A 24,647-nucleotide genomic window follows, 5' to 3' on the forward strand; every position below is an offset into this window, starting at 1 on the left:
CCCACAACAATGCAGAAGAACGCAGACAGTATAAAGAGGTTCCATCACTGCCATATAGAACCACTTTGCCGGCGCATATCTTTGCCGCCGGTAAGCAATATTTGCACGTGACTCGGGTCCTGTCAGGGGCCTGTTCGTTCAACCTGCTTTGGCTCGATGGGGATGGGATCCATCTTCCGGCGTTCCTCCTGCTTCGCCTCCCGCAGGCGTTCCTGGCTGGCGAACAGCGACCAGACGGCAAAGAATAGCGCTGCGATCAGCGGCCCGATGACGAACCCATTGATGCCGAGAAGCGAAATGCCGCCCAGCGTCGACACCAGCACCACGTAATCCGGCAGGCGCGTATCCTTGCCGACGAGCGGCGGTCGCAGGAGATTGTCGATCAGGCTGATGACGAAGACGCCGACAGCAAGCAGGATGCCACCGCGCACATATTCGCCGGTGAGCAGAAGATAGAAGGCAACGGGGGCCCAGACGAGGAACGAACCGATTGCCGGCAGCAGCGACAGGACGGCCATCAGCACGCCCCAGAGCAGCGGCGCCTCTATGCCGAGGAACCAGAAGGCAAGCCCGCCGATCGTGCCCTGCAGAATGGCGATGATGACATTGCCCTTCACCGTCGCCTTCACCACTGTCGCGAACTTCCGCAGCACATAGTCCGTATGAAAATCGCTGAGCGGGCTCGCGCGGCGGATGATGCGCGCGATGACCGAGCCGTCGCGGAACAGGAAGAACAGCACGTAGAGCATCACGCCGAGGCTGACGAAGAGCTGCGCGGTTCCCTGCCCGATGCTGAGCGCCCGCGAGGCGACCATCTGCGCGGCCTGCGCCACGAAGGAGGTGATGCGGGCCTGAACCTGCTCGATGCTGTCGAGCTGGAAATTGCCGAGCATGTCGACCACGTAGGTTGGCAACGCATCGCGGATATGCTCGACGATGGTGACGAGATCGACCTGGCTGCGGCTGAGCCTGTTGTAAAGCGCCGTTGCCTCCTGGGCGAGCGAGGCAAGGATCAGCGATCCCGGGATGACGACGATGCAGACACAGGCGACGAGGCTGAGCGCCGCCGCTAGGTTCCGTCGTCCCTTGAGCCTCACCACAAGCCAGCGCTGCAGCGGATTGAACAGGAGCGCCAGGATGGCGGCCCACAGCACCGCCCCATAGAACGGCAGGAGCAGCCAGATGAAGGCGATCGTCACCAGGACGACCATGACCATGAAACTGTTATCCTGAACGCTGCGACGCAATTGCCTTTGCCTCCTTGGTGGACAGTTCCACGGCCCATGGGCCCCTACGTTATAGGCTTTTGGCCCGTTCTGTGAATGGGAATGATGTAAGCCTGGCTATCGCAAACGGTTCCACGGACGCCCGCGACAGACCGGCGCGACCAACGACACCTGTGCCGGTTTAACCTTGCGCCCTATGCGCGCCCGAGCTTCCTCGCGGCTGGGCGCACCCTCTTGACAGTCTCGCAAAACTCATTCAGTTACAGCGCGTTCTTTGGTCTTGCCCTTGTAGCTCAGTTGGTAGAGCACCTGATTTGTAATCAGGGGGTCGGCGGTTCAAGTCCGTCCGGGGGCACCATGAATTTCCCAGTAAAGCATCGCACTAAAATCCAACTTCCGCCGTTGGCGGGCGGTCGATGTGGCGTCATATTGTAAATGAATTCCCTTGGTTCCAAGGGGTTCATGAGAGACTCGGCTACTCCACGCGACATAGATGCACCATGGATTGACGGCTTCCACCGCGTCCAGCATCATTCACGTGGGGAAGCGGAGGTGTGAAAATTGCATGAAAGTATATTTCAGCTGCGGGCCCGAGCACCGCTGCATTTTATCAATCGTGCGTGGGACGCCCGGGCAGCAGCGCGTTATCTTTGGGAGGGAAACAAAACTAATCAGAGACTATTCGCTGCATTCCTCCGCGAGGGTTCATTGGCGCTCGAACTCGCTATCAAAGGCGTCATCGCTCAACGGCTCGTGAACGGCACGATAGAGCTTAAAGATGATCGCCCGCCACAAACCCACGATCTGCCTCAGCTCTGGCACACCGCCAAATTGCCAAAACTCAAGAGTGAAGATCAGGGTCGGCTTATCTTCGCAAAACACGTGCTGTATTGGGGAGGGCGCTATCCCGTCCCTGCCAAAGAAAGCGATTACGCCAGAGAAGAAAGAGAGGAAAAGCCGTTTCGTAAAATTGTCGGTAAAATCGGGCGCTACAACATAGAGCAAAGGTTGAACCTGGGTTGGGACGATTTTGACCGGATCTTTCGTATTGCAGCGGACACTCAGGTTTCCATTGCACCGTACACTGATGCGCGAGGCTTCCTTATTTTCCCTGAAGGCCACGAGAAATATCGCGGTTAGCAATCAGGCCCTCTGAACATGTAGTTGAAAACGACCGGTCTCGAGTTCTAACTACTTTGCGAGCCGACCGAATTGGTAAGCCGTGTGCAATTTTGAGGGCAGATCGTGGCTTCGGAGACCGCCTATATTAGTTTAGGTGACTTGCCCTTGACGCAGCTCAAGAATCCGCCTGCATTGTGCCACCACTTGCACAGCGGACGAGTATCATGGCGGAAGCAGACAGACCTCAGCAGATTGTCTTCCTTGATCGGGAGACGCTTCCGCCCGAGACCTGCCTCAAGGGATTGAGCTTCCCGCATGATCTGACCCTTTACGGGAGGACGGCGCCTGATCAGGTGGCCGCGCGGATCGCCGATGCGGACATCGTCATCACCAACAAGGTTCCGGTAAGGGGCGACGCCATCGGTCAGGCGAAACGGCTGAAGTTGATCGCGGTCGCCGCCACCGGCTATGACAACGTCGACCTTGCAGCCTGCACCGAGCGCGGGATCACCGTATCAAACATCCGCAACTACGCGGGGAACACGCTGCCTGAGCATACGTTCGCGCTCATCCTGGCGCTGCGCCGGAGCATCCTTCCCTATCACCAGTCGGTGGCGCGCGGGGAATGGCAGAAGTCCGGCCAGTTCTGCTATTTCGACTATCCGGTTTTCAATCTGGCGGGCGCCACGCTCGGCGTCATCGGCGACGGCACGCTCGGGCGGGCGGTGGCGAAGCTCGGCGAAGCCTTCGGCATGCGCGTCCTCTTTTCCGCGCACAAGGGCCGCACCGGCATGGGTTCGCTCTATACGCCCTTCGAGGAAGTGCTGCGCCAGAGCGACGTGATAACGCTCCACTGCCCGCTGAAGCCAGCAACGCGCAACATGATCGCGGCCGAGGAATTCGCGCTGATGGAGCGCCGGCCTCTGCTCATCAACACCGCGCGCGGTGGCCTGGTAGATGAAAACGCGCTCTGCGATGCGCTTGAGAGAGGACAGATATCCGGCGCCGGATTCGACGTGGTGACGAAGGAACCGCTTCCGGCGGACCATCCGTTCACGCGGCTCATGGATCGTCCGAACTTCATCCTGACGCCGCATATCGCCTGGTCGAGCCGCGAGGCCATCCAGGTCCTCGCTGACCAGCTCATCGAGAACATCGAACTTTTCCACAAGGGAACGCCGCGCAATGTCGTCCAATAGCAAGCCTGACGCCGGGTTCTATCGCACCGTCCTGCGCGAAATGTTCAACGCGGCGATAGCGGCCGCCCAGCCCGCGCTGGTGCTGCCCCAGCATCTGCCTTCGAAGCCGAAGGGCAGAACCATTGTCGTCGGCGGTGGCAAGGCTTCCGCAGCGATGGCGAGGGCACTGGAGGAAAACTGGCCGCATGAGCTCTCAGGCTGCATCGTCACCCGCGATGGCCACGAGGTTGCCTGCAACCGGATCGAGGTCTTGTCCGCCTCGCATCCCGTACCTGACGAGCGCTCTGTTACTGCCGGCAAGAGGATGCTGGAGCTGGTGTCCGGCCTCACCGAAGACGACCTTGTGATCGCCCTCATTTCCGGCGGCGGTTCTTCCCTGCTCTCCGTTCCGGCTGAAGGCCTGACGCTTGACGACAAGCAGGCGGTGACACGCGCCCTGCTCCGCTCTGGTGCTGCAATCAGCGAAATGAACATTGTGCGCAAGCAGCTGTCGGCAATCAAGGGCGGCAAGCTGGCTGAAGCTGCCTATCCGGCGCGCGTGGTGACGCTGCTGATTTCCGACGTGCCGGGCGACGACCCGTCCGCCATCGCCTCGGGGCCGACGATTCCGGACACTTCCACGCCAGCAAAGGCACTTGAGATCCTCGAACGGTACGGCATCACCGAACCAGTGTCAGTGATCCGCCATCTGCAGGCAGCGAAGGAAAGCTCTGGTCGCGCTCCGTCTAACGCGGACAATGCGCACACGATCATCGCCCGCCCGCAGGCATCACTGGAAGCAGCCGCGCGGGTCGCGGAGGAGCACGGCATCACGCCGGTCATCCTCGGCGATGCGCTGGAGGGTGAGTCCCGTGACCTTGCGCGCGAACTGGCCGAAATCGCCCGACGGACGAAGGCAACCGGCGAAACCGCAGCTCCGCCCTGCGCCCTGATTTCCGGCGGCGAGACAACCGTGACGGTGCGCGGCAATGGGCGGGGCGGACGCAACGTCGAGTTCCTGCTTGCGCTCGCCGTGGAGCTGAACGGGCTGGAAGAGACCTATGCGATTGCCGGGGATACCGATGGCGTGGACGGCGCGGAAGAAGTGGCAGGTGCCGTGATTGCCCCGGATACGCTCACCCGTGCACAGGAAATCGGCATCGATCCGCGCGCTTTCCTGGAAAACAACGACGGGCATACGTTTTTCGAGCGGCTCGGCGATCAGGTCGTCACCGGCCCAACGCTCACCAATGTCAACGATTTCCGCTGCATCATCGTGGGCGGATCAGGTCAGCCGCTTTAGCGTGTTGCCTCTGGTCCGGTTCTTGCATCGACAACCTTTTGGGGTCTTCGTAAGGCAGCTTGCCGTGCGGCTTGCTCGTCCCCTATGGTGCTCCGAAATCTTGTGGCGGCGTCTCTTCGCAGACCCTCCCTGCGTGCGAGGCGATACTCTGTGACTGACGCGACGAACGAGCAGGCCCAACCGGCGGTATCGCCGCAAGCGTCAGCGCCTATCCATGCCGATAACTATATCGTTGGCATGGCAGCAGCCCTTCTCGCCTATCTCTCGATGGCGGCCATGAACGTACTGGCCAAGCTTCTGTCGGAGCATCATCACGTCATTGAAATCGGCTTCTACCGCAATCTAATAGGCTTCCTGCCGTTCCTGTTCATGGTCTTTGCCATGGGCAAGCGGGACATCCTGAAGATCCGGGGAAATCGCAGGGACATCTTCCTGCGTTCCATTCTGGGATCAGTTTCGCTGATCTTCACCTTCGCAGCTTACGCCGCGATGCCGATGGCGGACACCTCCGCATTCCTGTTCACCTCGTCGCTCCTCATCCCCGCGCTCGGCTTCTTCGTGCTCGGCGAAAGAGTTGGCCCCTTCCGCTGGTCTGCCATTGCCCTGGGTTTCCTGGGCGTGCTCATCATGCTGCGCCCGACTGGCGTGGTAAATTCGGTCGGCGTGTCCCTCGCACTGGGCGCGGCCATGATCCAGGCAGTCCTTCAGATCCTGCTTCGCAAGCTCGGCAGGACAGAGCGTCCCGAAACAGTGACCTTCTACTTCCTGGGCATCGGCGCCGTACTGACCGCAATTCCCCTGCCCTTCGTATTCACCGCCCCAAGCTGGAATGAACTGCCGCTCATCGTCGGCATTGGCCTCTGCGGCGTATTCATGCAGATGGCCCTGTCGATCGCCTTCAAGAACGCACCGGCAAATATCATCACAGTCTTCAACTACAGCAGCATAATCTGGACCACGACCTTCGGCTGGTTCATCTGGAACGACTGGCCCACCCTGCCCATCTGGATTGGCGGTTCAATCGTCGTCATCTCCAACTTCATCATCGTCTGGAGAGAGACGCGGGTTGGCGTTCCCGGTCGCGAAAAGCCGCTGCCGTCGCCCTGAAGCTCTGCAACCCCTGAGGGAGAGGCCCCGTATGGGTAATTGAGGCTCGGTCATCCCAGAAGAACGCGAAATGCTGGGGGATTTCCAAGCAAAAAATGTGCTAAATATTTGGGCGGCAGTGTCCTGCCGCCCTCCCCACAGGGTCGACATCGCTCAGGCAAGCCACTGCCACCCTCCGATAAGATACGCCCTTGTTTACGCGTAAAAGTTGTCCTATACGCCTCGCCGGGTGGGAACCAACGGCGGATTCGCTCTGCCGAAAATGGCTTTGGGGTCTTCATATGTCTATATATCTGCCGTTCGTGGGACGGCTGAAGCTGAAACCTGTGTTTTCTGTCAGAACACGGGAACGCATCATATTCAGAACAGGAAGTTACGCGTTCGTTCTCATGCCTTGGAAGCACCTGAAACAGAACCCTTCCACAAGTTCATCAAGACGACTGAACATCCAGAACTAGCTGGAGCAGGAGACTAAGGCTTCCTGTACTGTCTAGCCTTAGTCTCACCCCCCCTGGTCGTTTAACTTCTTCATCATTATACTTCATTCCGAATTCTCCGGCCTCTTCTACGAAGTTGCTGCTCTTTGGGAAAAGAGCTGGAACACCAGCGCGATCGGCGGGTTAGGCACCCAAAGAGAGGTGTCACATGATGAAATCCGCAAAAATGATCCTTCCGCTGATGGTGTTCACTGCTTCGGCCTTTTCGGCCTTCGCGCAAGACAACAGCGGAGGCGCCAGTTCAATCCCGGAGAGCCAGCTTAGCGCGGTCAAGGACCGCTGCTCGGAGCTTCAGGCGCAGCAGGGCACGACCGGCAGCAACGAGCCGGAGACCACGCAGCCCGAAAGGCAGACCAACCAGCCTGGCAACGACGGCAGCACCGCCAGCGGGAACACTTCCGCTAGTGCAGGAGCTGGCAGCGGCGATGCAGCAGGCGCAGCTGCCGGCAGCGGCGCTGCAGCTTCCGCAGATTCCAATGCCGCCGCCAGCAACGGCGCCGGTAACTCAAACGCTGACAACAGCAGCCAGGGCGAGGCAGCCTTCGATATCTCGTCCATCACCCTGCAGGATTGCATTGATCAGGGTCTGGTCGACAACGACGCCGACAATTGATCTTGCGTCATCTAGGCGGCCGCAACAGATAAGCACGCGTCCGCCAACTTCACCATCTCGGAATGCGTATTTCGGGATGGCAGTTTCCCGAGCAATTACATGAAATTGCTAGGCCCCAGGGCGCGTGCATGCTAACCGTTGAGATAACGGAATTGCATGAACCCCCTGGTATCGTATGAACACGCAGACATTCTCCTCGCTCGCATTCGTGTCAGCCGATACGGAAGACGCTCAGAAGGCCCAGGAGCGTCTGTCGGATTTGTACGGCAACCGATCTCCTGCGGATGCCGACGTGATCGTCGTCCTGGGCGGCGATGGTTTCATGCTGCAGACGCTGCGCGAAACCATGGGCTCCGGCAAGATGCTCTACGGCATGAACCGCGGCACCATCGGCTTTCTCATGAACGAGTACCATGAGGAAGATCTCCCCCGGCGTATCGCCGAGTCCATTCCCGAGACGATCAAGCCGCTCGAGATGATTGCCGAGGACGAGCATGGCAATGTCGTCACAGCACTGGCCATCAACGAGGTTTCACTCTTCCGTCAGTCCTTCCAGGCGGCGAAGATCCGGATCACCATCGATGGCAAGCCGCGCGTGGATGAACTGATCTGCGACGGTATCATGGTGGCGACGCCGGCCGGCTCCACCGCCTATAACCTGTCAGCCCACGGGCCGATCCTGCCGCTCGACGCGCCCTTGCTGGCGCTGACACCGGTAAGCCCCTTCCGCCCCCGTCGCTGGCGCGGTGCGCTCATCCCGAACCGCTCGTCGGTCGAGTTCACCATCCTTGAGCCCGCCAAGCGTCCAGTCAACGCGGTTGCCGACAATCGGGAAGTAAAGTCCGTCCTCTCGGTGCGCGTGCATGCCTCTGTCGACCACACCGCCACCCTGCTTTTCGATGCCAGCCATCCCTGGGAAGAACGCATCGTCGCCGAGCAGTTCCGGTATTAGCCCACCACAATGCTTTCGTGACGCATCTGCCACGCTAGACATTCTTGTTCGGCAGCAGAAGTGATAGTATAGGCGGGTAATTGCAACTCAGTGTTGACATCTGCAACACTAAGTCTTACCTCGCAGGCACGGGGTGGAGACGCAGCGCCCCTTTGACCGCGTTATTGTTGCGCAGCACTGCAGAGAGAGAGCAAAGACGCCACTCCGTGTCAGATACAGACGTTCAGGAAATCACGCAGCAGGTTACGACCTTCGAAGAACTGGGCCTTTCGCCTAAGGTCCTTTCCGCTGTCATCGACGCCGGTTACACTCAACCCACACCGATCCAGGCGGGCGCTATTCCGCATGCGCTGGAGGGTAAGGACGTTCTGGGTATCGCCCAGACGGGAACGGGCAAGACGGCGGCCTTCGTGCTGCCCATGATCACCCGCCTTGAGAAGGGCCGCGCCCGGGCGCGCATGCCGCGCACACTGATCCTTGAGCCGACGCGCGAACTCGCCGCCCAGGTTGAAGAAAACTTCGTCAAATACGGCAAGAACCATCGGCTCAACATTTCCTTGTTGATCGGCGGCGTTTCCTTTGACGAACAGCTGAAGAAGCTCGAGCGCGGTGCAGACGTGCTGATCGCTACGCCGGGTCGCCTTCTCGACCATTTCGAGCGCGGCAAGCTGCTGCTCACCGGCGTTGAGATCCTCGTCATCGACGAAGCAGACCGCATGCTCGACATGGGCTTCATCCCCGACATCGAGCGCATCTGCAAGCTGATCCCGTTCACGCGCCAGACGCTGTTCTTCTCGGCGACCATGCCGCCGGAGATCACCAAGCTTACCGAGCAGTTCCTGCAGGCTCCGGTCCGCATCGAAGTGGCAAAGCCCGCGACGACCAACGCAAGCATCACGCAGAAGCTTGTAAAGTCCGGCTCCAAGCCCTGGGACAAGCGCGATCGTCTGCGCCAGCTGATCCGCGCGGAAGGCGACGAACTGAAGAACGCGATCATCTTCTGCAATCGCAAGACGGAAGTGGCTACACTTTTCCGCTCCCTGGTGCGCCACGAATTCGATGCCGGCGCGCTACATGGCGACATGGATCAGCGCTCACGCACGACGATGCTGGAGAACTTCCGCAAGGGCAAGCTTCGCCTGCTCGTTGCCTCGGATGTCGCCGCACGGGGTCTGGATATTCCGGACGTGAGCCACGTCTTCAACTTCGACATTCCGATCCATGCGGATGACTACGTCCACCGCATCGGCCGTACCGGCCGTGCCGGACGAAGCGGCAAGGCCTTCACGCTCGTCACCAAGAGCGACAAGAAGTATCTGCAATCGATCGAGAAGCTGATCGGCGAGGACGTCGATTGGTACGACGGCGATCTTTCGACGCTTGGTCCCGAGGACGAGCACGAGGAGAAGCCAAGCCGTGGCAAGGCTGGCTCCAAGCGCAACGACAGGGACCGCAAGCCGAAGCGCGAGCGCGAGGCACGGCCTCCGAAGGCAGAAGCCCAGCCGGAAGCTCCTGTGGCCGCTGAAGCTACGCAGCCGGTCGAGAGCCACCGTTCCGCCCCTGCCCCGCGTCCTGCGGAGCGCAAGGACCGTCGTGACAACATCCGCTCGGGCAATGAGGATCGCCGTTCGCGCTACCGTGATCGCGACGACGATATGCCCGCTGTGGTCGGCTTCGGCGATGACATCCCCGACTTCATGAAGATTGTTGGCAAGGTCTGAGACCGAACCAAGTTCTGAACCCCTGGCCCGCCAGGGGTTTTTGATTCCTGCTCCGAACACCCGCACGGTCCACAAAAAAAACCCGCCTCAAGGGCGGGTTTAGCCATGTGATCATGATCAGCAGAATCTATCCGGCGGTAGCGCGAGCCTCTGCCAGCGCCTTGAGATCGGCAGGCTGCAGCTCCACTGATTCACCACAGCCGCAGGCCGAGCTCTGGTTCGGATTGTGGAAGGTGAAACCCGAGCGGATGCGCGTGACCTCGAAGTCCATTTCAGTTCCGAACAGGAACAGCGCGGCTTCCGGCGCCACGTAGACATGCGCACCGTCGCGCTCCACGTGATCATCCTTGGGATCCGGGTCGGTCACGACATCAACCGTATATTCCATGCCCGCGCAGCCGCCCTTCTTGATGCCAAGGCGAATGCCCTTGGCATTCTCGCGCGTCTTCATGATCTGGCGCACGCGGTCAGCTGCGGCGTCCGTAATCGTGATTACCTGAAATCGACCCATCTAAGTCTCCGTTCACAGCGAGGTTAAGGCTCGCGGAAAGGTTCAATTCTCAATCAACATGGTCGGCGTGGGACTGATTTGCAAGGGCAAATACCCTGGCTAGTACCAGCCAACGGCCACCTGCGCCTCTTCCGACATGCGATCGGGTGTCCACGGCGGATCGAACACCATCTGCACCTGAACGTCCGCAACGCCTTCGACGGCGCTGACGGCGTTCTGCACCCAACCGGGCATCTCGCCGGCTACCGGGCAGCCCGGCGCGGTCAGCGTCATGTCGATCTTGACGGTGCGGTCATCCTCGATGTCGATGCGGTAGACCAGACCCAGCTCATAGATGTCGGCCGGAATTTCCGGGTCATAGACGGTCTTCAGAGCGGCGATGATGTCATCCGTCAGCCGATCCAGCTCTTCCGGCGGAATCGCGGTGGCGGCGGGCTTCGCTTCCGTTTCGCCGATTGTGTCGTTCGTCTCTGTCATTGGCTTATCCAAAGAACTTGCGCGCTTCAAAGAGCGCCTCGGCCAGGGCATCAACCTCGGCCCGCGTATTATACATGCCGAATGAGGCACGGCATGTCGACGTCACACCAAAACGCTTCAACAACGGCTGCGCGCAATGGGTTCCCGCACGAACCGCCACGCCAGCACGGTCGATCACCATGGAAACGTCGTGGGAATGGATGCCTTCGAGCTCGAAGGAGACGATGGCGCCCTTGCCCGGCGCATTGCCGAAGATGCGGAGCGTATTAATCTCAGACAGCCGCTCATGAGCATATTTCACGAGGTCAGCCTCATGCGCCGCGATCTTCTCGCGTCCGATCCGCTCGATGTATTCGAGTGAAGCGCCAAGCCCAATCGCCTGCACGATGGGCGGCGTACCAGCCTCAAAGCGATGCGGCGGTTCGTTGTAGGTGACGTTTTCCTCCGTCACCGTCTCGATCATCTCGCCGCCGCCCATGAAGGGCCGCGTTTCCATCAGCAGCTCTTCCCTGCCGTAGAGGAAACCGATGCCCGACGGTCCGTAAAGCTTGTGGCCGGTGCAGATGTAGAAATCGCTGCCGAGGTCCTGAACGTCGACGGGCAGATGCACCGCAGCCTGGCTGCCATCCACCAGCACCTTGATGCCGCGCTCATGCGCGAGCTTCACGATGTCCTTGATCGGCGTCACCGTGCCCAGCATGTTCGACATGTGGGTGATGGCGATCAGCTTCGTGCGTTCGGTGAGGCACTTCTCCAGGTCTTCGATGTGAAAGCTGCCATCGTCGTGCACCGGCGCGAAGACCAGCTTCGCCCCCTGACGCTCGCGGATGAAGTGCCAGGGAACGATGTTGGAATGGTGCTCCATGATGGAGAGCACGATCTCGTCACCCTCGCCGATGCGGGGCATCGCGTAGCCATAGGCAACCAGGTTAATGGCCTCGGTCGCAGACCTGGTGAAGATGATCTCGTTGACCGACTTCGCGCCGATGAAGCGGCGCACGGTTTCGCGAGCCTTCTCGTAGGCGTCGGTCGCCGCGTTCGACAGGAAATGCAGGCCACGATGAACGTTGGCATATTCCTGGGTATAGGCGTGGGTTACCGCATCGATCATGACCTGCGGCTTCTGGGCCGAAGCGCCATTGTCCAGGTAGACCAGCGGCTTCCCGTAGACCTGCCGGGACAGAATGGGAAAGTCGCGGCGGACCGCCTCTACGTCATAGGCTGTGTTTTCCACTTTCTGATCCATCCGGTCTCCGCCCTGGGAAATTCAAGAGGCTCCACCCGCGTTGTGCGGGTAGAGCCGTATTGCAGTTAGGCGTGTGCTTCGAACCAGCGGTTGAGCTTGTCCTCAAGCACTTCGATGGCTTGTTCGTTCTCGAGTTCCTCGATCACCTCGGCCAGGAACGCCTTCACCAGCAGCCCGCGGGCCGACTTTTCCTCGATACCGCGTGCCATCAGGTAGAAGAGGTGAGCCTTCTCGATCTCGGTAACCGTCGCACCGTGGCCGCAGACCACGTCATCCGCGAAGATTTCCAGCTCCGGCTTGGTGGAGAAGCTGCCTTCGTCCGTCAGCAACAGGGTGTTGCAAGCCATCTTCGCGTCGGTCTTCTGCGCCTTCTGCGCAACGCGGATCATGCCCTGGAACACACCATCCGCCCGCCCCGTCACGATGTTGCGGATCGTCTCGGTCGAATAGGTGTCGGGAGCGAGATGGTCGAGCACCATGGTGATATCGGAGTGCGCATCGCCCGCCAGAAGATTGACGCCACGCAGATGGAACTGGGAGTGTTCCCCTTCCATACGTACACGAACTTCCTGGCGCGCAAGCTTCGCACCGGAGTTCATGACGAAGAGCGTCAGCTTGGCATTGGCTGTAATCCGCGCCTTGAACTGTGCGAGATGATCCGCCTCGACGGGTTGATCCTGCACAATGATCCAGAGGATCTCGGCACCCTCGCCAACGTCCAGTTCGGAAACCGACGACACCAATGCGCTGCCGGTACCGGTCTGACGCTCGACGATGACAGCCTTGGCGCCCTCGCCCGCGTTCACGACGAAGCGGGTGTGGACCTGGCCGCCCGCATGAACGTTCTGCAGCTCTACGGGATGGGCGATCTCGGCGCCAGCGGCGATATCGACGGCATAACCATCGGCCACAAAGGCCGAGTTGATCGCACCAACGGTGTCATCCGTGCCGGCCAGCGTCAGCCGCTCGGCAAGCTTGCCGTCAGCAAGACCATTAACCAGCGAAGCAACAGTCAGGCCATCAACATTCGCTGAAGCCGAAGCCTTGCCGCCAACGACGGAGAGGACCGTCGAACCGTCGAGAAGTGCAGCCTCAGCCGCAGCGCCCTGGCCCTGTGTGAAGGCCGCGACGTTCGACAGGAGACGGCGCAGGTCCGTGTAGTGCCAGGACTCGACGCGGCGCGTCGGCAGGCCACGGCCGATTAGTTCGGCAGCAGCCTTGCGCTGGGCTTTGACCGATGAATCACCCGGCAGTGCTTCACCATGGGCGGCGAAGGCATCCAGCAGAAGCTCTTCGGCAGCCGTTCGCTTTATCTGCGTTTGAATATTCATCACCAATCCTAGGCAGCTTCGCCGATGATTTCGGCATAACCAGTCTTCTCAAGCTCCTGAGCGAGCTCCTTGCCACCGGACTTCACCACACGGCCCTTGTAGAGGACGTGGACGGTGTCCGGAACGATGTAGTCGAGCAGGCGCTGGTAGTGGGTGATCACGACGATAGCGCGATCAGGCGAACGCAGGGCGTTCACGCCTTCAGCAACGATACGCAGCGCATCGATGTCGAGGCCCGAATCCGTTTCGTCGAGAACGCAGAGGTTCGGCTCAAGCAGCTTCATCTGCAGGATTTCCGCACGCTTCTTCTCACCACCGGAGAAGCCCACGTTGAGCGGACGCTTCAGCATGTTCATGTCCATGCTGAGCTCTTCGGCAGCCGTGCGCACGCGCTTGATGAATTCCGGCACCTTCAGCTCTTCCTCGCCGCGCGCCTTGCGCTGCGAGTTCATGGCAACCTTCAGGAACTCCATCGTAGCAACGCCCGGTATTTCCATCGGATACTGGAACGCGAGGAAGACACCTGCGGAAGCGCGCTCGGCCGGATCCATCTCCAGGATGGACTCGCCGTTGAGCAGGATGTCGCCTTCGGTGACTTCGTAGTCGTCACGGCCGGAAAGCACGTAAGAAAGGGTGGACTTGCCCGAGCCGTTCGGGCCCATGATGGCGACGACTTCGCCCGGCTTCACGGTCAGGTTGACGCCGCGCAGGATTTCAGTGCCGTCTTCGGCGATGCGAGCGTGAAGGTTCTTGATCTCTAGCATTGTGTAATTTCCTAAAAATTCCTGTGGGGGCAGCTGTTAGCCAACCGAGCCTTCAAGCGAGATGCTGATGAGTTTCTGTGCCTCTACGGCAAACTCCATCGGCAGTTCCTGGATGACGTCCTTGACGAAGCCGTTCACGATCAGCGCGATCGCTTCCTCTTCCGGGATGCCGCGCTGCATGACGTAGAACTTCTGGTCCTCGGAGATCTTCGAGGTGGTCGCCTCGTGCTCAACCTTGGCCGAAGCGTTCTTTGCCTCGATATAGGGAACCGTGTGCGCACCGCACTGGTCGCCGATCAGCAGCGAGTCACAGTTGGTGAAGTTACGCGCACCCTCTGCCTTGCGATGGATCGAAACCTGACCGCGATAGGTGTTGTTCGAATTGCCGGCAGAGATACCCTTGGAGATGATGCGGCTGGACGTGTTCTTGCCCAGGTGGATCATCTTCGTTCCGGAGTCGATCTGCTGGTAGCCGTTGGAAACGGCGATCGAGTAGAACTCGCCAACCGAATTGTCACCGCGCAGGATGCAGGACGGGTACTTCCAGGTGATCGCCGAACCGGTTTCGACCTGCGTCCAGGAGATCTTGGAGTTCTTGCCACGGCAGTCGCCACGCTTGGTGACGAAGTTGTAGATACCGCCCTTGCCTTCAGCGTCGCCCGGGTACCAGTTCTGCACCGTCGAGTACTTGATCTCGGCATCATCGAGCGCGATCAGCTCGACAACGGCAGCATGCAGCTGGTTTTCGTCGCGCTGGGGCGCCGTGCAGCCTTCCAGGTAGGAGACGTAGGCACCCTCTTCCGCGATGATCAGCGTGCGCTCGAACTGGCCCGTGTTCTTCTCGTTGATACGGAAATAGGTGGACAGCTCCATCGGGCAGCGAACGCCCTTCGGCACGAACACGAACGAGCCGTCCGTGAACACGGCGGAGTTCAACGTCGCATAGTAGTTGTCCGAGACAGGAACCACGGAGCCGAGGTACTTCTGCACCAGTTCCGGATACTCGCGGATCGCCTCGGAGATCGAGCAGAAGATCACGCCCGCCTTGGCAAGCTCTTCCCTGAAGGTCGTGACGACGGAAACGGAGTCGAAGACGGCATCAACGGCCACGCGGCCAGATGCATAGACGTTGTCGCTCGGCTCGTCGCTTGCAGGCTTCTGCACGCCAGCAAGGATTTCCTGCTCACGGAGCGGAATGCCAAGCTTCTCATAGGTCTTCAGGAGTTCCGGATCCACCTCGTCAAGCGACGTCGGTCCGGTGATGCCCTTCGGTGCTGCAAAATAGTGCAGATCCTGGAAGTCGATCTTCGGATATTCGACGCGCGCCCAGGTCGGCTCTTCCATCGTCAGCCAGCGACGATAGGCACCGAGACGCCATTCGAGCATCCACTCGGGCTCGTCCTTCTTGGCCGAAATGAAGCGAATGATATCTTCATTGAGCCCCTTCGGGGCCTTGTCGCTCTCGATGAGAGTTTCGAAACCGTACTTGTACTGGTCCACATCAAGCGTGCGGACTGTATCAATGGTTTCTTGTACTGCAGCCATTAACGTTCTCCATAGGCCGGATTCAAGGTCCGGAAACTTGCAAACTCTGGCGGGATGAAGCCTATCTAGTCATTCCGGACGCTAAATTCATCCCGCAAAACCGAAAATATGTGTCTTTTACTCCAATTTTTCACCAGTCTGTGATCGTCGGAATATTGTCCCTCAGGCGGCGCTAGCGCGCCTGCGTCCCGAGACGAATTTTTCCAGGGCGGTACCGAAGAACTCGATATCATTGTCCGTCGTGCCGCTGCCAATCGATATGCGCAGGGCCCCTGCCTGATCGGCATGGCCCATGGCCTTGAGCACATGGCTCGGACCCACCTTGCCGGATGAGCACGCAGACCCAGCCGAGAGCGCCACGCCGGCAAGATCAAAAGCGATCTGTGCCGTCTCCGCCTTCACGCCCGGCATCGAGAAGAAGACCGTGTTTGGAAGCCGCCCGGCTCCCTCGCCATAGATCGTCGCGCCGGGAGCGTGCTGATGGATCAACGCTTCGATTCGTACGCGCTTGTTTTTGATGGCCTCGATCCCGTCGAGCTGCGCCAACGCCTCGCGGGCAGCCGCGCCGAAACCTGCGATACCCGGAATGTTTTCCGTGCCAGCGCGGTGGCTCTTCTCCTGCCCGCCACCCTTGATAAGCGGCCTGGGCATCAAGAGATCGGAAGCGCCAATGATGGCGCCGGCGCCCTTTGGCCCGCCGATCTTGTGCGAGGAGACGATGAAGAAATCCGCGTAACCGGCTGAAATATCCAGCGGAATTCTCCCAGCCGCCTGTACGGCATCATAGATGATCAGGCCCCCAGCGGCACGCACGATGGAGGCAATGTCTTCCACGGGCTGTAGCACGCCGGTCTCATTGTTCGCATTGTGGAGCATCACCAGCGGCAGGCCCGCCGAAGCATCATGAGCGGCAAGTGCTGCACGCAACGCGTCGAGATCGAGCACACCGTCTGGACGAACCGCAATCTGCTGAACCGCATCGGAAGCAAACTGGCCGCCCGAGAGCACACAGGGGTGATCGGCCGCCGAAACATAGGCGCGTGAATAGCGCACCGGCGAACGTCCCATCTGCCAGTTCGGCGTCAGCAGCATGTTCGCCGCTTCCGTCGCGCCGGAGGTGAACACGACATGCTCCGGCTTGGCGTCAAAGAGAGCAGCCACGTTGCGGCGCGCCTGATCGATGATCTGCCGGGAGGCGCGGCCTTCGGCATGCACGGACGAGGGATTGGCGGCATCGAGCGCATCAAGCATCGCCTGCCGCGCTGCGGGAAGCAGCGGCGCAGTAGCGTTATAATCGAGATAGATGCGCCGTCTCGTCATGCTTTCCATGGCCTGGCGCCGCAGCTCGTCGTCACGGCGCTTAATTTCCTTGAATTTTGAAGGCAAGACGTCCTATTTACGCGTCTTACCGGGGTGCAATAAAAGTTGCACCACTTTTGAACAATTCTAAACAAGCTTCTATTGGAGGCACTGGCGTCACGTCAAGCCCTGCCATCGCACGCAGGGAGGTTTCGCCCAAGCTGGAGTCACTATGCCCGAGGTCATTTTTAATGGTCCCGCCGGTCGTCTGGAAGGCCGCTATCAGCCGTCCACGGAAAAGAACGCCCCGATCGCCATCATCCTGCATCCGCACCCCCAGTTCGGCGGCACGATGAACAACAAGATCGTCTACGATCTTTTCTACCTGTTTCAGTCGCGTGGCTTCACAACCCTGAGGTTCAACTTCCGCGGTATCGGCCGCAGCCAGGGCGCCTTTGACCATGGCGCAGGCGAACTGTCCGATGCCGCAGCAGCACTCGACTGGATCCAGTCGCTGCACCCCGACTCGAAGAACTGCTGGGTCGCCGGCTACTCCTTCGGCGCCTGGATCGGCATGCAGCTTCTGATGCGCCGTCCGGAGATCGAAGGCTTCATGTCGATCTCGCCGCAGCCGAACCTCTACGACTTCTCGTTCCTGGCGCCCTGCCCCTCGTCCGGCCTGATCATCCACGGCAGCGACGACCGCGTGGCGCCGCCGCAGGACGTACAGGGTCTTGTCGACAAGCTGCACACCCAGAAGGGTATCACGATCACGCAGAAGACGCTGCCTGGCGCCAACCACTTCTATTCGAACATGCACGAGACGCTGATCGAGGAGTGCGCCGAGTATCTCGACGCCCGTCTGCGTGGTGAACTGGCGGAAGCGCGCCCGAAGCGTCTGCGCTAATTCTCACCCTATCCGACGTCATGAAGCCCGGTTCTTGCGACCGGGCTTTTTGATTCAGGCGGGTTCCGCGATCACGCCACCACTCACCGGCTCCCGACATCCAGTCGTCGTCGGGAAGGTGAGCGGCAGACCTTTGGAAGCGCGTACTGCGAGGTAGGCCCAGGCCTCCGCTTCCATGGAATCACCATCAAGCCCCAGCTCATCCGCTGGTTTAACAAGTGCATGATTTGATTCAGCAAGTTCGCTCAGGTGCTTGATTATGAATCGATTCTTCTGGCCACCGCCGCAGACGATCCAGAGCTTCGGCGTCTCCGGCAGGTGTTCTTGCGCGCGAATGATCGCCTCCGCCGTAACCGCAGCCAGGGTGCGGGCACCATCCTCCAGCCCAAGATCCTTCACCGGCTGAAGATCAAAATCATGGCGGTCGAGTGACTTTGGCCCAGGTTTTTCAAAGAATGGATTCGCCAGATATGCGTCCACCACACTGCGGACAACCTGGCCCCCGCTCGCGATCTTACCATCCTCGTCGAACGGCACACCGGCCTTCTGAAACACCCATTGATCGATGAGCGCATTGCCGGGGCCGCTGTCGAAGGCGATCGGATCACCCTGCTCCGGGATGAAGGTGATGTTGGAAATCCCGCCGATATTGACGAAGCAGAGCGGCAACCGCTTCTCGCCATCAGGCAGCGAGGCAGCCAGCGCCACGTGGTAGACCGGCACGAGTGGAGCTCCCTGCCCGCCGTGTCGCATGTCTTCCGCACGCATGTCGTAGGCGACGCGGATGCCGATGCTCCGCGCCAGCGCTTCACCATCACCGATCTGCACCGTCAGAGCCTCATGCGGCCGGTGGAGCACCGTCTGACCGTGAAATCCGACAATGTCCGGTCGCCATCCATCACCATGCTGGTCGAGAAAGCGCTTCACTGCATCAGCGTGGAGTGTGGTCAGCTCCTGCTCGATCTCCGCCAGCGGACCTGGACGCTCGTTGCGAACCTTGATCTGCTTTGCAACCTGCAGCGCTTCCTCAAGCCGCTTGCGGAAGGATGCATCATGGGAAACGGCCATGGAAGGCCCGCGCTCGACCACACCTTCTCCGTCGGTACGGATCACGGCAAGGTCGATCCCATCCATGGACGTGCCGCTCATCAGCCCGAGAGCTGTCACCTTGGTCATTCAAGTCTCCTTCCGCACTGCGGCGAAAATCGCCTTCCCGCTGCGCTGCTTGTGCTTGTCCGCAACGCTTGTTCGGTGGTAAAGGCCGCACTCACCCTTACATCCTTGTTGAACGGGATTTGCAGAAAATGCCCGAATTTAAATCAGATTTCCTGCGCATTTTGTCCGAGCGCGGCTTTATCCACCAGACCTCCGACGACCGGGGACTGGACGACCTTTTCAGCAAGGAGATCGTCACCGCCTATATCGGCTATGACCCGACAGCCAGCAGCCTGCACGTCGGTCACCTGACCCAGATCATGATGCTGCACTGGCTCCAGCAGACGGGCCATCGCCCGATCGCGCTGATGGGCGGCGGCACGGGCATGATCGGTGACCCGTCCTTCAAGGACGAGGCCCGAAAGCTGATGACGCCTGAGATCATCAACTCCAACCTCGACAACATGAAGAAGTCGTTCTCCCGTTACCTCCGCTTTGGTGACGGCCCGAACGACGCCATCATGGCGAACAACGCCGACTGGCTGCTGAAGATCAACTACATCGAGTTCCTGCGCGACGTAGGCAGGCACTTCTCGGTCAACCGCATGCTCTCGTTCGATTCGGTGAAGCTGCGCCTCGACCGCGAGCAGTCGCTGTCCTTCCTCGAATTCAACTACATGATCCTGCAGGCCTACGACTTCACGGTCCTCTCCGACCTCTACAACTGCCGTCTGCAGATGGGTGGCTCCGACCAGTGGGGCAACATCGTCAACGGTATCGATCTCGGCCATCGTCTTGGCAAGCCGCAGCTTTATGCGCTGACCTCGCCGCTGCTCACCACAGCCTCCGGCCAGAAGATGGGCAAGACGGCTGCCGGTGCGGTATGGCTGAGCCCCGAGCTTCTGAGCCCCTATGACTTCTGGCAGTACTGGCGCAACACCGAGGATGCCGACGTTGGCCGCTTCCTGAAACTCTTCACCACGCTCCCGATGGACGAGATCGCCCGTCTCGAATCCCTTCAGGGCGCGGAAGTGAACGAGGCCAAGAAGATCCTCGCCAATGAAGTGACCGCCATGCTGCACGGCCGCGAGGCCGCCGACCAGGCTGCCGAGACCGCCCGCAAGACGTTTGAGGAAGGCGCACTCGCCGAGACACTGCCGACGATCACGGTTCCGGCCGCTGAACTGGAAGCTGGCGTTGGCCTCCTGGCGATGTTCGTCCGCGCTGGTCTTGCTGCTTCCAACGGCGAAGCACGCCGCCATGTCCAGGGTGGCGCGGTACGCATCAACGATGCAGCGATCCAGGACGACAAGTACGTCGTAGGCTCCAAGGACATTACCGCCGATGGCGTGATCAAGCTCTCTCTGGGCCGCAAGAAGCACATTCTGGTTCGGCCCGAGTAACCACCTCGGCTCAACCCGAAAAGTAGAAGCGCCAGTGGCCCGGTCACTGGCGCTTTTTTATGTCTGAACACCCGCCTTTTCAGCATCGACCAAAGACGGTACTGTTCAAGCGCTTGAGGGGGCAGTGATCCGGGGAAGCCATTATGTTTTCCAACGAACATTGGCAAAAGCTATTCGCGAATGAACCGCGAGCCGACCTGAAGACGATCCTTCTACGCTCCTTCAGCCGTGCGTTTGCCACTTTTGCATATCCAGCACGCATCATCTTAAGTCTGAAGCGCGAGCGTTGAGCACCTACCCTTAGTTATACTCGAAGATCTGGCGGAAGATGCCGGGCGCGATGGCCGAGATCGGGTTCAGCTCGAGGCGGGGCTGATCGAACGGCCCCACGACCTTGAATGTAATGCCGATCAGCCCACGGTCGCGGCCGTTGCCAAGGATCTGCCCGATGATCGGGATCTCGCCGAAAATGCGGTTCAAACCATAGGCCGGCATGAAGGTGCCGGTCATGTTCGTATTGTTCTGCTTGTCGAACAGTGTTCCCTGGAAGGCAAAGCCGAGCGACGGCCCACGGATGATACCGTTGGCGATATCGATCCGCTGATCGCCCTTGCCGAGATCCGCGAATGCCGAACCAAATTGGGCCCGCGTTACGTCAACCTTGTCGGTCTTGCCCGATTTCGAGCTTGCGGCAACCAGCGATCCAAGACGAGGCTCATTGACGACCCAGAAATCATCGATGGTGATACGGCCACGCAGTGCATTGTCATTGGGCCCGGAGAGCGTGAGCGCGAGTTTTCCACGTTCCATGTAGCGATAGAAATCGAGGAACCGGAGCACCTCGCCGGCATTCTCCGACGTCAGCCGCAGTTTGCGTTGTCCATCGTCCGTCCAGCGGTCGAAGGCGACGGAACCATAGACAGGCGTCGCACCACGGATAGTGAGTTTGTCTGGCCCGTTGCCTGCCGAATACTCGACCTCCAATTTCTCCAGCTTCACTCCGTGGAAACCGATCAGGGTGTTGAGCGTCGCGTTGACGGTGATAGGATCGCTCTCTCCGCCCTGGGTGGTCTTAACTTCCTTGCCGGTGACAAGCTTGATGACCGACCGCGCATCGAAGGAATTGCCGGTGACCGTTACGTCGTAGCCTGAACCCTTGGACTTGATGGTGGCGGAAAGCTCGTCATCCCGGTTAAACCGGACCTGATTGAACTTCGCCTGCTGCAGCCGACCTTTGGCGAGCACGATGTTGCCGGCAAGGCCAAAACTCTCGCCCTGCAGCTTGAAATCGGCGAGCTCTGTCTGACCATCCTTCTCGGTAAGGATGAACGAAGCCTTGGCCGGAATGCCGGAGCCTTTCTGCCATCCGATCCAGGGAACGCTCAGCTGCGACTTTCCGAGATCCACGGAAATCCGACGTTCCTTCGTGCTTCCCTGTTCGTACTTGACCTGCATCGGGCCTGAGACGAGCGTCCCCAGGCCCGGGAACAGGCGTTCGCGCTGGGCGTCGGTGACTTCGAGCTCGATGTGACGTTGGCGTTGTTCCGCCTTGGATTGCCCGAGCGGCTCCAGGAGCTCCAGCTTGGCGGATACGCCGTTCAGTTCCGCTTCTCCGGAAAGCTGGGCCCGTGTCTTGTTGAGCAACATCGTGCCCGTCGCTGCCTTGATCTCCTGCCCTTCCACGGGTCGGGCAAGTGCCAGTTGGTCGTAGGCCAGCTCGACATCCCAATTGAGTGTCTCGGCCGGAATGCCCTCGTGCAACGGCACATCCGCCGCGATATGGCCTGACACCTGACCGGAGAAATCATCCGGCTTCAGATCGAGGAAGGAAGCCCTGATCGGCTTGAGCGAGGCAAATTCCGCAACCGCTGCCGCTTCGCCCGACACATCGATCGCAAGCTTGCCAATGCGCGGGCGCAAGTGCGCTGCCTTCAGCTCCATGGTCCCGCCGCCGGTGCGCACCACCCGTCCGCTCGGCAGATACGCGACGCCGTTGGTAAGCCCGACGAAAACGTCGGTACCCTCGAATTCCACCCATCCGTCGCTTTCGCGGACTGGCGGCAGGTCGCCCACCAGATCGAAGCGTGTCCCCTTGACGGTGAACTGGCCACTCACCTCATTGCCGGTCAACGGCACGCCGTTCCCCAGTCGCCCGGGCGGAATCATTAGTCGCAGGGAACTATCGCTGACAGTACCGCCGAACAGATTGTCCATCACCCAGCGGCGTGCGCCTGGCGCCGAGAACCACGGCCATAACTGCTTGGCTTCAGCCGTCGGGATCTGCTCGACATCCAGTTCAAACGAAATGCCCGGTGCCTGCCCAGGGCTGAAGGTCACGGCAGCCCAGGCTGATGCGCCGCCGTTTGGCGTGCGCAGATCAATCCGGTCAGCCACGATCTCCATCTTGGCAAGATCGACGCTGCCACTTGTGCGGGCCATGAACTGGAGGGGCTGCTCGGCTGTGTCGACGGGTGCGACAAGCGACTGCGGCAGGAGGAGATTGAAGCTGTAGGCGCCGTCGTTCTCCGCATCCGGCAACACCTCGCCCTCTAGATTGATACGGCTGCTGCCTACGGCGATTGAGGAGTTGCTGACCGAAAAGGCTTTTTCAGTGCCACGCATGCCTACCTGCACGTCGGCCTCTTCGATTTCCACCTCATCCTTTTGAAGCGCAACTCTCAGATCACTAAGCTGGGTCTGCAGATGGAGCCAGGAGCCCTTGGGATCGGTCTCGTTTCCCTGGAGCGAAGCCCTGATGCTGCCCAGCTGCCGGAGAGCACCAATCCCGCTACCGCTTCTCTGCGTTCCATCGACCGACAGATCGATGTTCAACCCTTTGATCGCACCCTCGCCTGCGTCCCGATCGGCGACTGCACCAAACTGGATCGGGAAACCCGCGATTGTCACCGCGCCCTCGGCCTGCAGCGTGGTCTCGCCGGAAATCCTCAGTTCAAGACTGTTCAGCTGCACCAGGTGGTCGCTCTGGTCATTCAGCAGCGAAACATTGTTGAGCGAAAGACGGGTAAGCCCGGCGCTTCCTGCGGAGGCGTAGAGGCTGTGGACACCATCGAAAATCGCTGCCTTCAGCTCATTGGCGCCGATGGTGCGGGTCTGCTGGCTGCCCTGAAAGAACGGCATGATCGCGGAGGCGGACAGTTCCGCATCCTCCATGGCCACCTGGCTGAGTTCCAGCTTTCCCCAGAAGAGCGGAATGGCCCGGATGCCGAAGCTGAGTTCATCGGCACGCGCCAAAGGTGCGCCGTCTGCCGCCCGGTTGATGGTAGCGTTCTTGACCTCCAGCGCAAACAGGCTCGTGGTGCCTAGATCAAGGCTCAGCTGCCCGAGATCCACGTCGATGGGTTCGCCCGCCATGCGGGTCAGCACAAGTGCCGCCTGGTGGCGCAACCGCTCATTGCCGATCGCATCGATACCCACGACATAGATGCCGACGAGCGCTGCTGTGGTGACGAAGACCAGGAGGAATACGAGGCCCAGCAAGGAGCGCCAGATGCGGCGGCGCCAGGACCTTACAGGGGGTGACCCAACAGCCGAAGGCATACGTCCGAGAGACGCACGGTCTTTACGCCCAAAGCGAACTTTCTGGTGTTCGGTGGCGCTCTCTTCGTCTTCCTCGACCGTCAATGCCTCTTCCACGTGGTTGGACGAATCCGCCCATTGATTATAGGTATGAGTATCCTACAGAAACAAAGCAAATGTCTTGCCTGTCCGGGAGCCGCACAGGCCTATTTCAAGAAAGAGAGGTAAGAAAATGGCAGTACCAGAGAAAGGCGCCCTCGCTCCGGATTTCGAACTGCCGCGGGACGGTGGTGGGAGCGTCCGCCTTTCAAGCCTGCGTGGCAAGCCGGTCGTCCTCTATTTCTATCCAAAGGACGATACATCCGGCTGCACGGTGGAGGCCGTCGACTTCTCCACAAGGAAGCCCGACTTCGAGGCGCTTGGTGCGACGATCCTCGGCGTATCACCGGATTCTGTGAAGAAGCACGACAAGTTCAAGTGCAAGCATGAGCTGACGATCGATCTTCTGTCCGACACCGAGAAGGAGGTTATCCAGGCCTATGGTCTCTGGGTCGAAAAGAGCATGTACGGCCGCAAATACATGGGTGTCGAGCGCAGCACGTTCTTGATCGATGCCGAAGGTGTGATCGCAGAAGCCTGGGTCAAGGTAAAAATCCCCGGCCATGTAGACGCCGTGCTGGAGTCCTTGAAGAAGCTGGTCCAGCCCGCCTGAACAGCAATTGTTAACCATAATCGCTTTTAATCGGCTAATTG

General features: G+C 59.9%; 20 protein-coding genes and 1 tRNA gene. 11 read left to right on the forward strand and 10 right to left on the reverse strand.

Annotation, left to right across the window (positions count from 1 at the left end; translation table 11 throughout):
• Window positions 1–122: 122 nt before the first annotated feature.
• Window positions 123–1,217: an AI-2E family transporter gene (locus IEX27_RS03290; protein ID WP_188719487.1), complete on the reverse strand. Its 1,095-nt coding sequence runs from the start codon at window positions 1,215–1,217 to the stop codon at window positions 123–125.
• A 291-nt stretch (window positions 1,218–1,508) separates the two neighbouring features.
• On the opposite strand from IEX27_RS03290, the gene IEX27_RS03295 reads away from it, so the two are divergent.
• The 8 genes from IEX27_RS03295 (at window position 1,509) to IEX27_RS03330 (ending at window position 9,719) form a co-directional block, all read left to right on the forward strand.
• A tRNA-Thr gene (locus tag IEX27_RS03295) sits at window positions 1,509–1,584 on the forward strand.
• 350 nt (window positions 1,585–1,934) lie between these two features.
• Window positions 1,935–2,366 (forward strand): hypothetical protein, encoded by a 432-nt coding sequence (locus IEX27_RS03300; protein WP_244630195.1) that lies wholly within the window; start codon window positions 1,935–1,937, stop codon window positions 2,364–2,366.
• 206 nt (window positions 2,367–2,572) lie between these two features.
• On the forward strand, window positions 2,573–3,547 hold the full coding sequence (locus IEX27_RS03305) for a D-2-hydroxyacid dehydrogenase (protein WP_188719489.1): 975 nt from the start codon (window positions 2,573–2,575) through the stop codon (window positions 3,545–3,547).
• On the forward strand, window positions 3,534–4,829 hold the full coding sequence (locus tag IEX27_RS03310) for a glycerate kinase type-2 family protein (RefSeq protein ID WP_210315491.1): 1,296 nt from the start codon (window positions 3,534–3,536) through the stop codon (window positions 4,827–4,829). Before IEX27_RS03305 ends, IEX27_RS03310 begins: the two co-directional genes overlap by 14 nt.
• Before the next feature lie 150 nt (window positions 4,830–4,979).
• Complete coding sequence (locus IEX27_RS03315) at window positions 4,980–5,936, forward strand: DMT family transporter (RefSeq protein ID WP_188719490.1); 957 nt, start codon at window positions 4,980–4,982, stop codon at window positions 5,934–5,936.
• A 648-nt stretch (window positions 5,937–6,584) separates the two neighbouring features.
• Entirely contained in the window at window positions 6,585–7,046 is a 462-nt protein-coding gene (locus tag IEX27_RS03320; protein ID WP_188719491.1) for a hypothetical protein, read from the forward strand.
• Between the two features lie 175 nt (window positions 7,047–7,221).
• Window positions 7,222–7,998, forward strand: coding sequence for an NAD kinase (locus IEX27_RS03325; protein ID WP_188719492.1), 777 nt, complete (start codon window positions 7,222–7,224; stop codon window positions 7,996–7,998).
• A gap of 230 nt (window positions 7,999–8,228) precedes the next feature.
• Window positions 8,229–9,719, forward strand: a complete 1,491-nt coding sequence (locus IEX27_RS03330; RefSeq protein WP_188719586.1) for a DEAD/DEAH box helicase — start codon at window positions 8,229–8,231, stop codon at window positions 9,717–9,719.
• 127 nt (window positions 9,720–9,846) lie between these two features.
• On the opposite strand, the gene sufA is transcribed toward IEX27_RS03330, so the two are convergent.
• The 7 genes from sufA to IEX27_RS03365 form a co-directional block, all read right to left on the reverse strand.
• Window positions 9,847–10,230, reverse strand: a complete 384-nt coding sequence (gene sufA / locus IEX27_RS03335) for a Fe-S cluster assembly scaffold SufA (RefSeq protein WP_188719493.1) — start codon at window positions 10,228–10,230, stop codon at window positions 9,847–9,849.
• 99 nt (window positions 10,231–10,329) lie between these two features.
• Entirely contained in the window at window positions 10,330–10,707 is a 378-nt protein-coding gene (locus IEX27_RS03340) for an SUF system Fe-S cluster assembly protein (protein ID WP_188719494.1), read from the reverse strand.
• 4 nt (window positions 10,708–10,711) lie between these two features.
• Window positions 10,712–11,953: a cysteine desulfurase gene (locus IEX27_RS03345; protein WP_188719495.1), complete on the reverse strand. Its 1,242-nt coding sequence runs from the start codon at window positions 11,951–11,953 to the stop codon at window positions 10,712–10,714.
• 65 nt (window positions 11,954–12,018) lie between these two features.
• Complete coding sequence (gene sufD / locus IEX27_RS03350) at window positions 12,019–13,284, reverse strand: Fe-S cluster assembly protein SufD (protein ID WP_188719496.1); 1,266 nt, start codon at window positions 13,282–13,284, stop codon at window positions 12,019–12,021.
• Window positions 13,285–13,292: 8 nt separating this feature from the next.
• A complete protein-coding gene (sufC, locus tag IEX27_RS03355) occupies window positions 13,293–14,048 on the reverse strand; it encodes a Fe-S cluster assembly ATPase SufC (protein ID WP_188719497.1) in 756 nt (251 codons plus the stop codon).
• A 36-nt stretch (window positions 14,049–14,084) separates the two neighbouring features.
• Window positions 14,085–15,593: a Fe-S cluster assembly protein SufB gene (sufB, locus tag IEX27_RS03360; RefSeq protein ID WP_188719498.1), complete on the reverse strand. Its 1,509-nt coding sequence runs from the start codon at window positions 15,591–15,593 to the stop codon at window positions 14,085–14,087.
• Between the two features lie 162 nt (window positions 15,594–15,755).
• Entirely contained in the window at window positions 15,756–16,913 is a 1,158-nt protein-coding gene (locus IEX27_RS03365) for a cysteine desulfurase family protein (RefSeq protein WP_188719587.1), read from the reverse strand.
• 211 nt (window positions 16,914–17,124) lie between these two features.
• Between IEX27_RS03365 and IEX27_RS03370 the strand changes: the two genes are divergently transcribed.
• The gene (locus tag IEX27_RS03370) at window positions 17,125–17,799 is read left to right on the forward strand and encodes an alpha/beta hydrolase (protein ID WP_188719499.1); all 675 of its coding nucleotides are present in this window, start codon (window positions 17,125–17,127) and stop codon (window positions 17,797–17,799) included.
• 54 nt (window positions 17,800–17,853) lie between these two features.
• Here the strand turns inward: IEX27_RS03370 and IEX27_RS03375 are convergent, their stop codons facing one another.
• Complete coding sequence (locus IEX27_RS03375; RefSeq protein WP_188719500.1) at window positions 17,854–18,975, reverse strand: anhydro-N-acetylmuramic acid kinase; 1,122 nt, start codon at window positions 18,973–18,975, stop codon at window positions 17,854–17,856.
• A 128-nt stretch (window positions 18,976–19,103) separates the two neighbouring features.
• Between IEX27_RS03375 and tyrS the strand changes: the two genes are divergently transcribed.
• Entirely contained in the window at window positions 19,104–20,357 is a 1,254-nt protein-coding gene (tyrS, locus tag IEX27_RS03380) for a tyrosine--tRNA ligase (protein ID WP_188719501.1), read from the forward strand.
• A gap of 300 nt (window positions 20,358–20,657) precedes the next feature.
• On the opposite strand, the gene IEX27_RS03385 is transcribed toward tyrS, so the two are convergent.
• Entirely contained in the window at window positions 20,658–23,999 is a 3,342-nt protein-coding gene (locus IEX27_RS03385; RefSeq protein WP_188719502.1) for a hypothetical protein, read from the reverse strand.
• Between the two features lie 127 nt (window positions 24,000–24,126).
• Here IEX27_RS03385 and IEX27_RS03390 point away from each other — a divergent pair, with 127 nt between their 5' ends.
• The gene (locus tag IEX27_RS03390; RefSeq protein ID WP_188719503.1) at window positions 24,127–24,606 is read left to right on the forward strand and encodes a peroxiredoxin; all 480 of its coding nucleotides are present in this window, start codon (window positions 24,127–24,129) and stop codon (window positions 24,604–24,606) included.
• Window positions 24,607–24,647 lie beyond the last annotated feature (41 nt).

Origin of the sequence: Nitratireductor aestuarii, from assembly GCF_014641695.1 — a bacterium.
Classification (GTDB): Bacteria; Pseudomonadota; Alphaproteobacteria; order Rhizobiales; family Rhizobiaceae; genus Chelativorans; species Chelativorans aestuarii.

Coding starts and splice junctions, on each gene's coding strand:
- IEX27_RS03290 (WP_188719487.1), bottom strand. CDS start 1,217: ATGGTCATGGTCGTCCTGGTGACGATCGCCTTCATCTGGCTGCTCCTG.
- IEX27_RS03305 (WP_188719489.1), top strand. CDS start 2,573: ATGGCGGAAGCAGACAGACCTCAGCAGATTGTCTTCCTTGATCGGGAG.
- IEX27_RS03310 (WP_210315491.1), top strand. CDS start 3,534: ATGTCGTCCAATAGCAAGCCTGACGCCGGGTTCTATCGCACCGTCCTG.
- IEX27_RS03320 (WP_188719491.1), top strand. CDS start 6,585: ATGAAATCCGCAAAAATGATCCTTCCGCTGATGGTGTTCACTGCTTCG.
- IEX27_RS03325 (WP_188719492.1), top strand. CDS start 7,222: ATGAACACGCAGACATTCTCCTCGCTCGCATTCGTGTCAGCCGATACG.
- sufA (WP_188719493.1), bottom strand. CDS start 10,230: ATGGGTCGATTTCAGGTAATCACGATTACGGACGCCGCAGCTGACCGC.
- IEX27_RS03340 (WP_188719494.1), bottom strand. CDS start 10,707: ATGACAGAGACGAACGACACAATCGGCGAAACGGAAGCGAAGCCCGCC.
- IEX27_RS03345 (WP_188719495.1), bottom strand. CDS start 11,953: ATGGATCAGAAAGTGGAAAACACAGCCTATGACGTAGAGGCGGTCCGC.
- sufD (WP_188719496.1), bottom strand. CDS start 13,284: ATGAATATTCAAACGCAGATAAAGCGAACGGCTGCCGAAGAGCTTCTG.
- sufC (WP_188719497.1), bottom strand. CDS start 14,048: ATGCTAGAGATCAAGAACCTTCACGCTCGCATCGCCGAAGACGGCACT.
- sufB (WP_188719498.1), bottom strand. CDS start 15,593: ATGGCTGCAGTACAAGAAACCATTGATACAGTCCGCACGCTTGATGTG.
- IEX27_RS03365 (WP_188719587.1), bottom strand. CDS start 16,913: ATGACGAGACGGCGCATCTATCTCGATTATAACGCTACTGCGCCGCTG.
- IEX27_RS03370 (WP_188719499.1), top strand. CDS start 17,125: ATGCCCGAGGTCATTTTTAATGGTCCCGCCGGTCGTCTGGAAGGCCGC.
- IEX27_RS03375 (WP_188719500.1), bottom strand. CDS start 18,975: ATGACCAAGGTGACAGCTCTCGGGCTGATGAGCGGCACGTCCATGGAT.
- tyrS (WP_188719501.1), top strand. CDS start 19,104: ATGCCCGAATTTAAATCAGATTTCCTGCGCATTTTGTCCGAGCGCGGC.
- IEX27_RS03390 (WP_188719503.1), top strand. CDS start 24,127: ATGGCAGTACCAGAGAAAGGCGCCCTCGCTCCGGATTTCGAACTGCCG.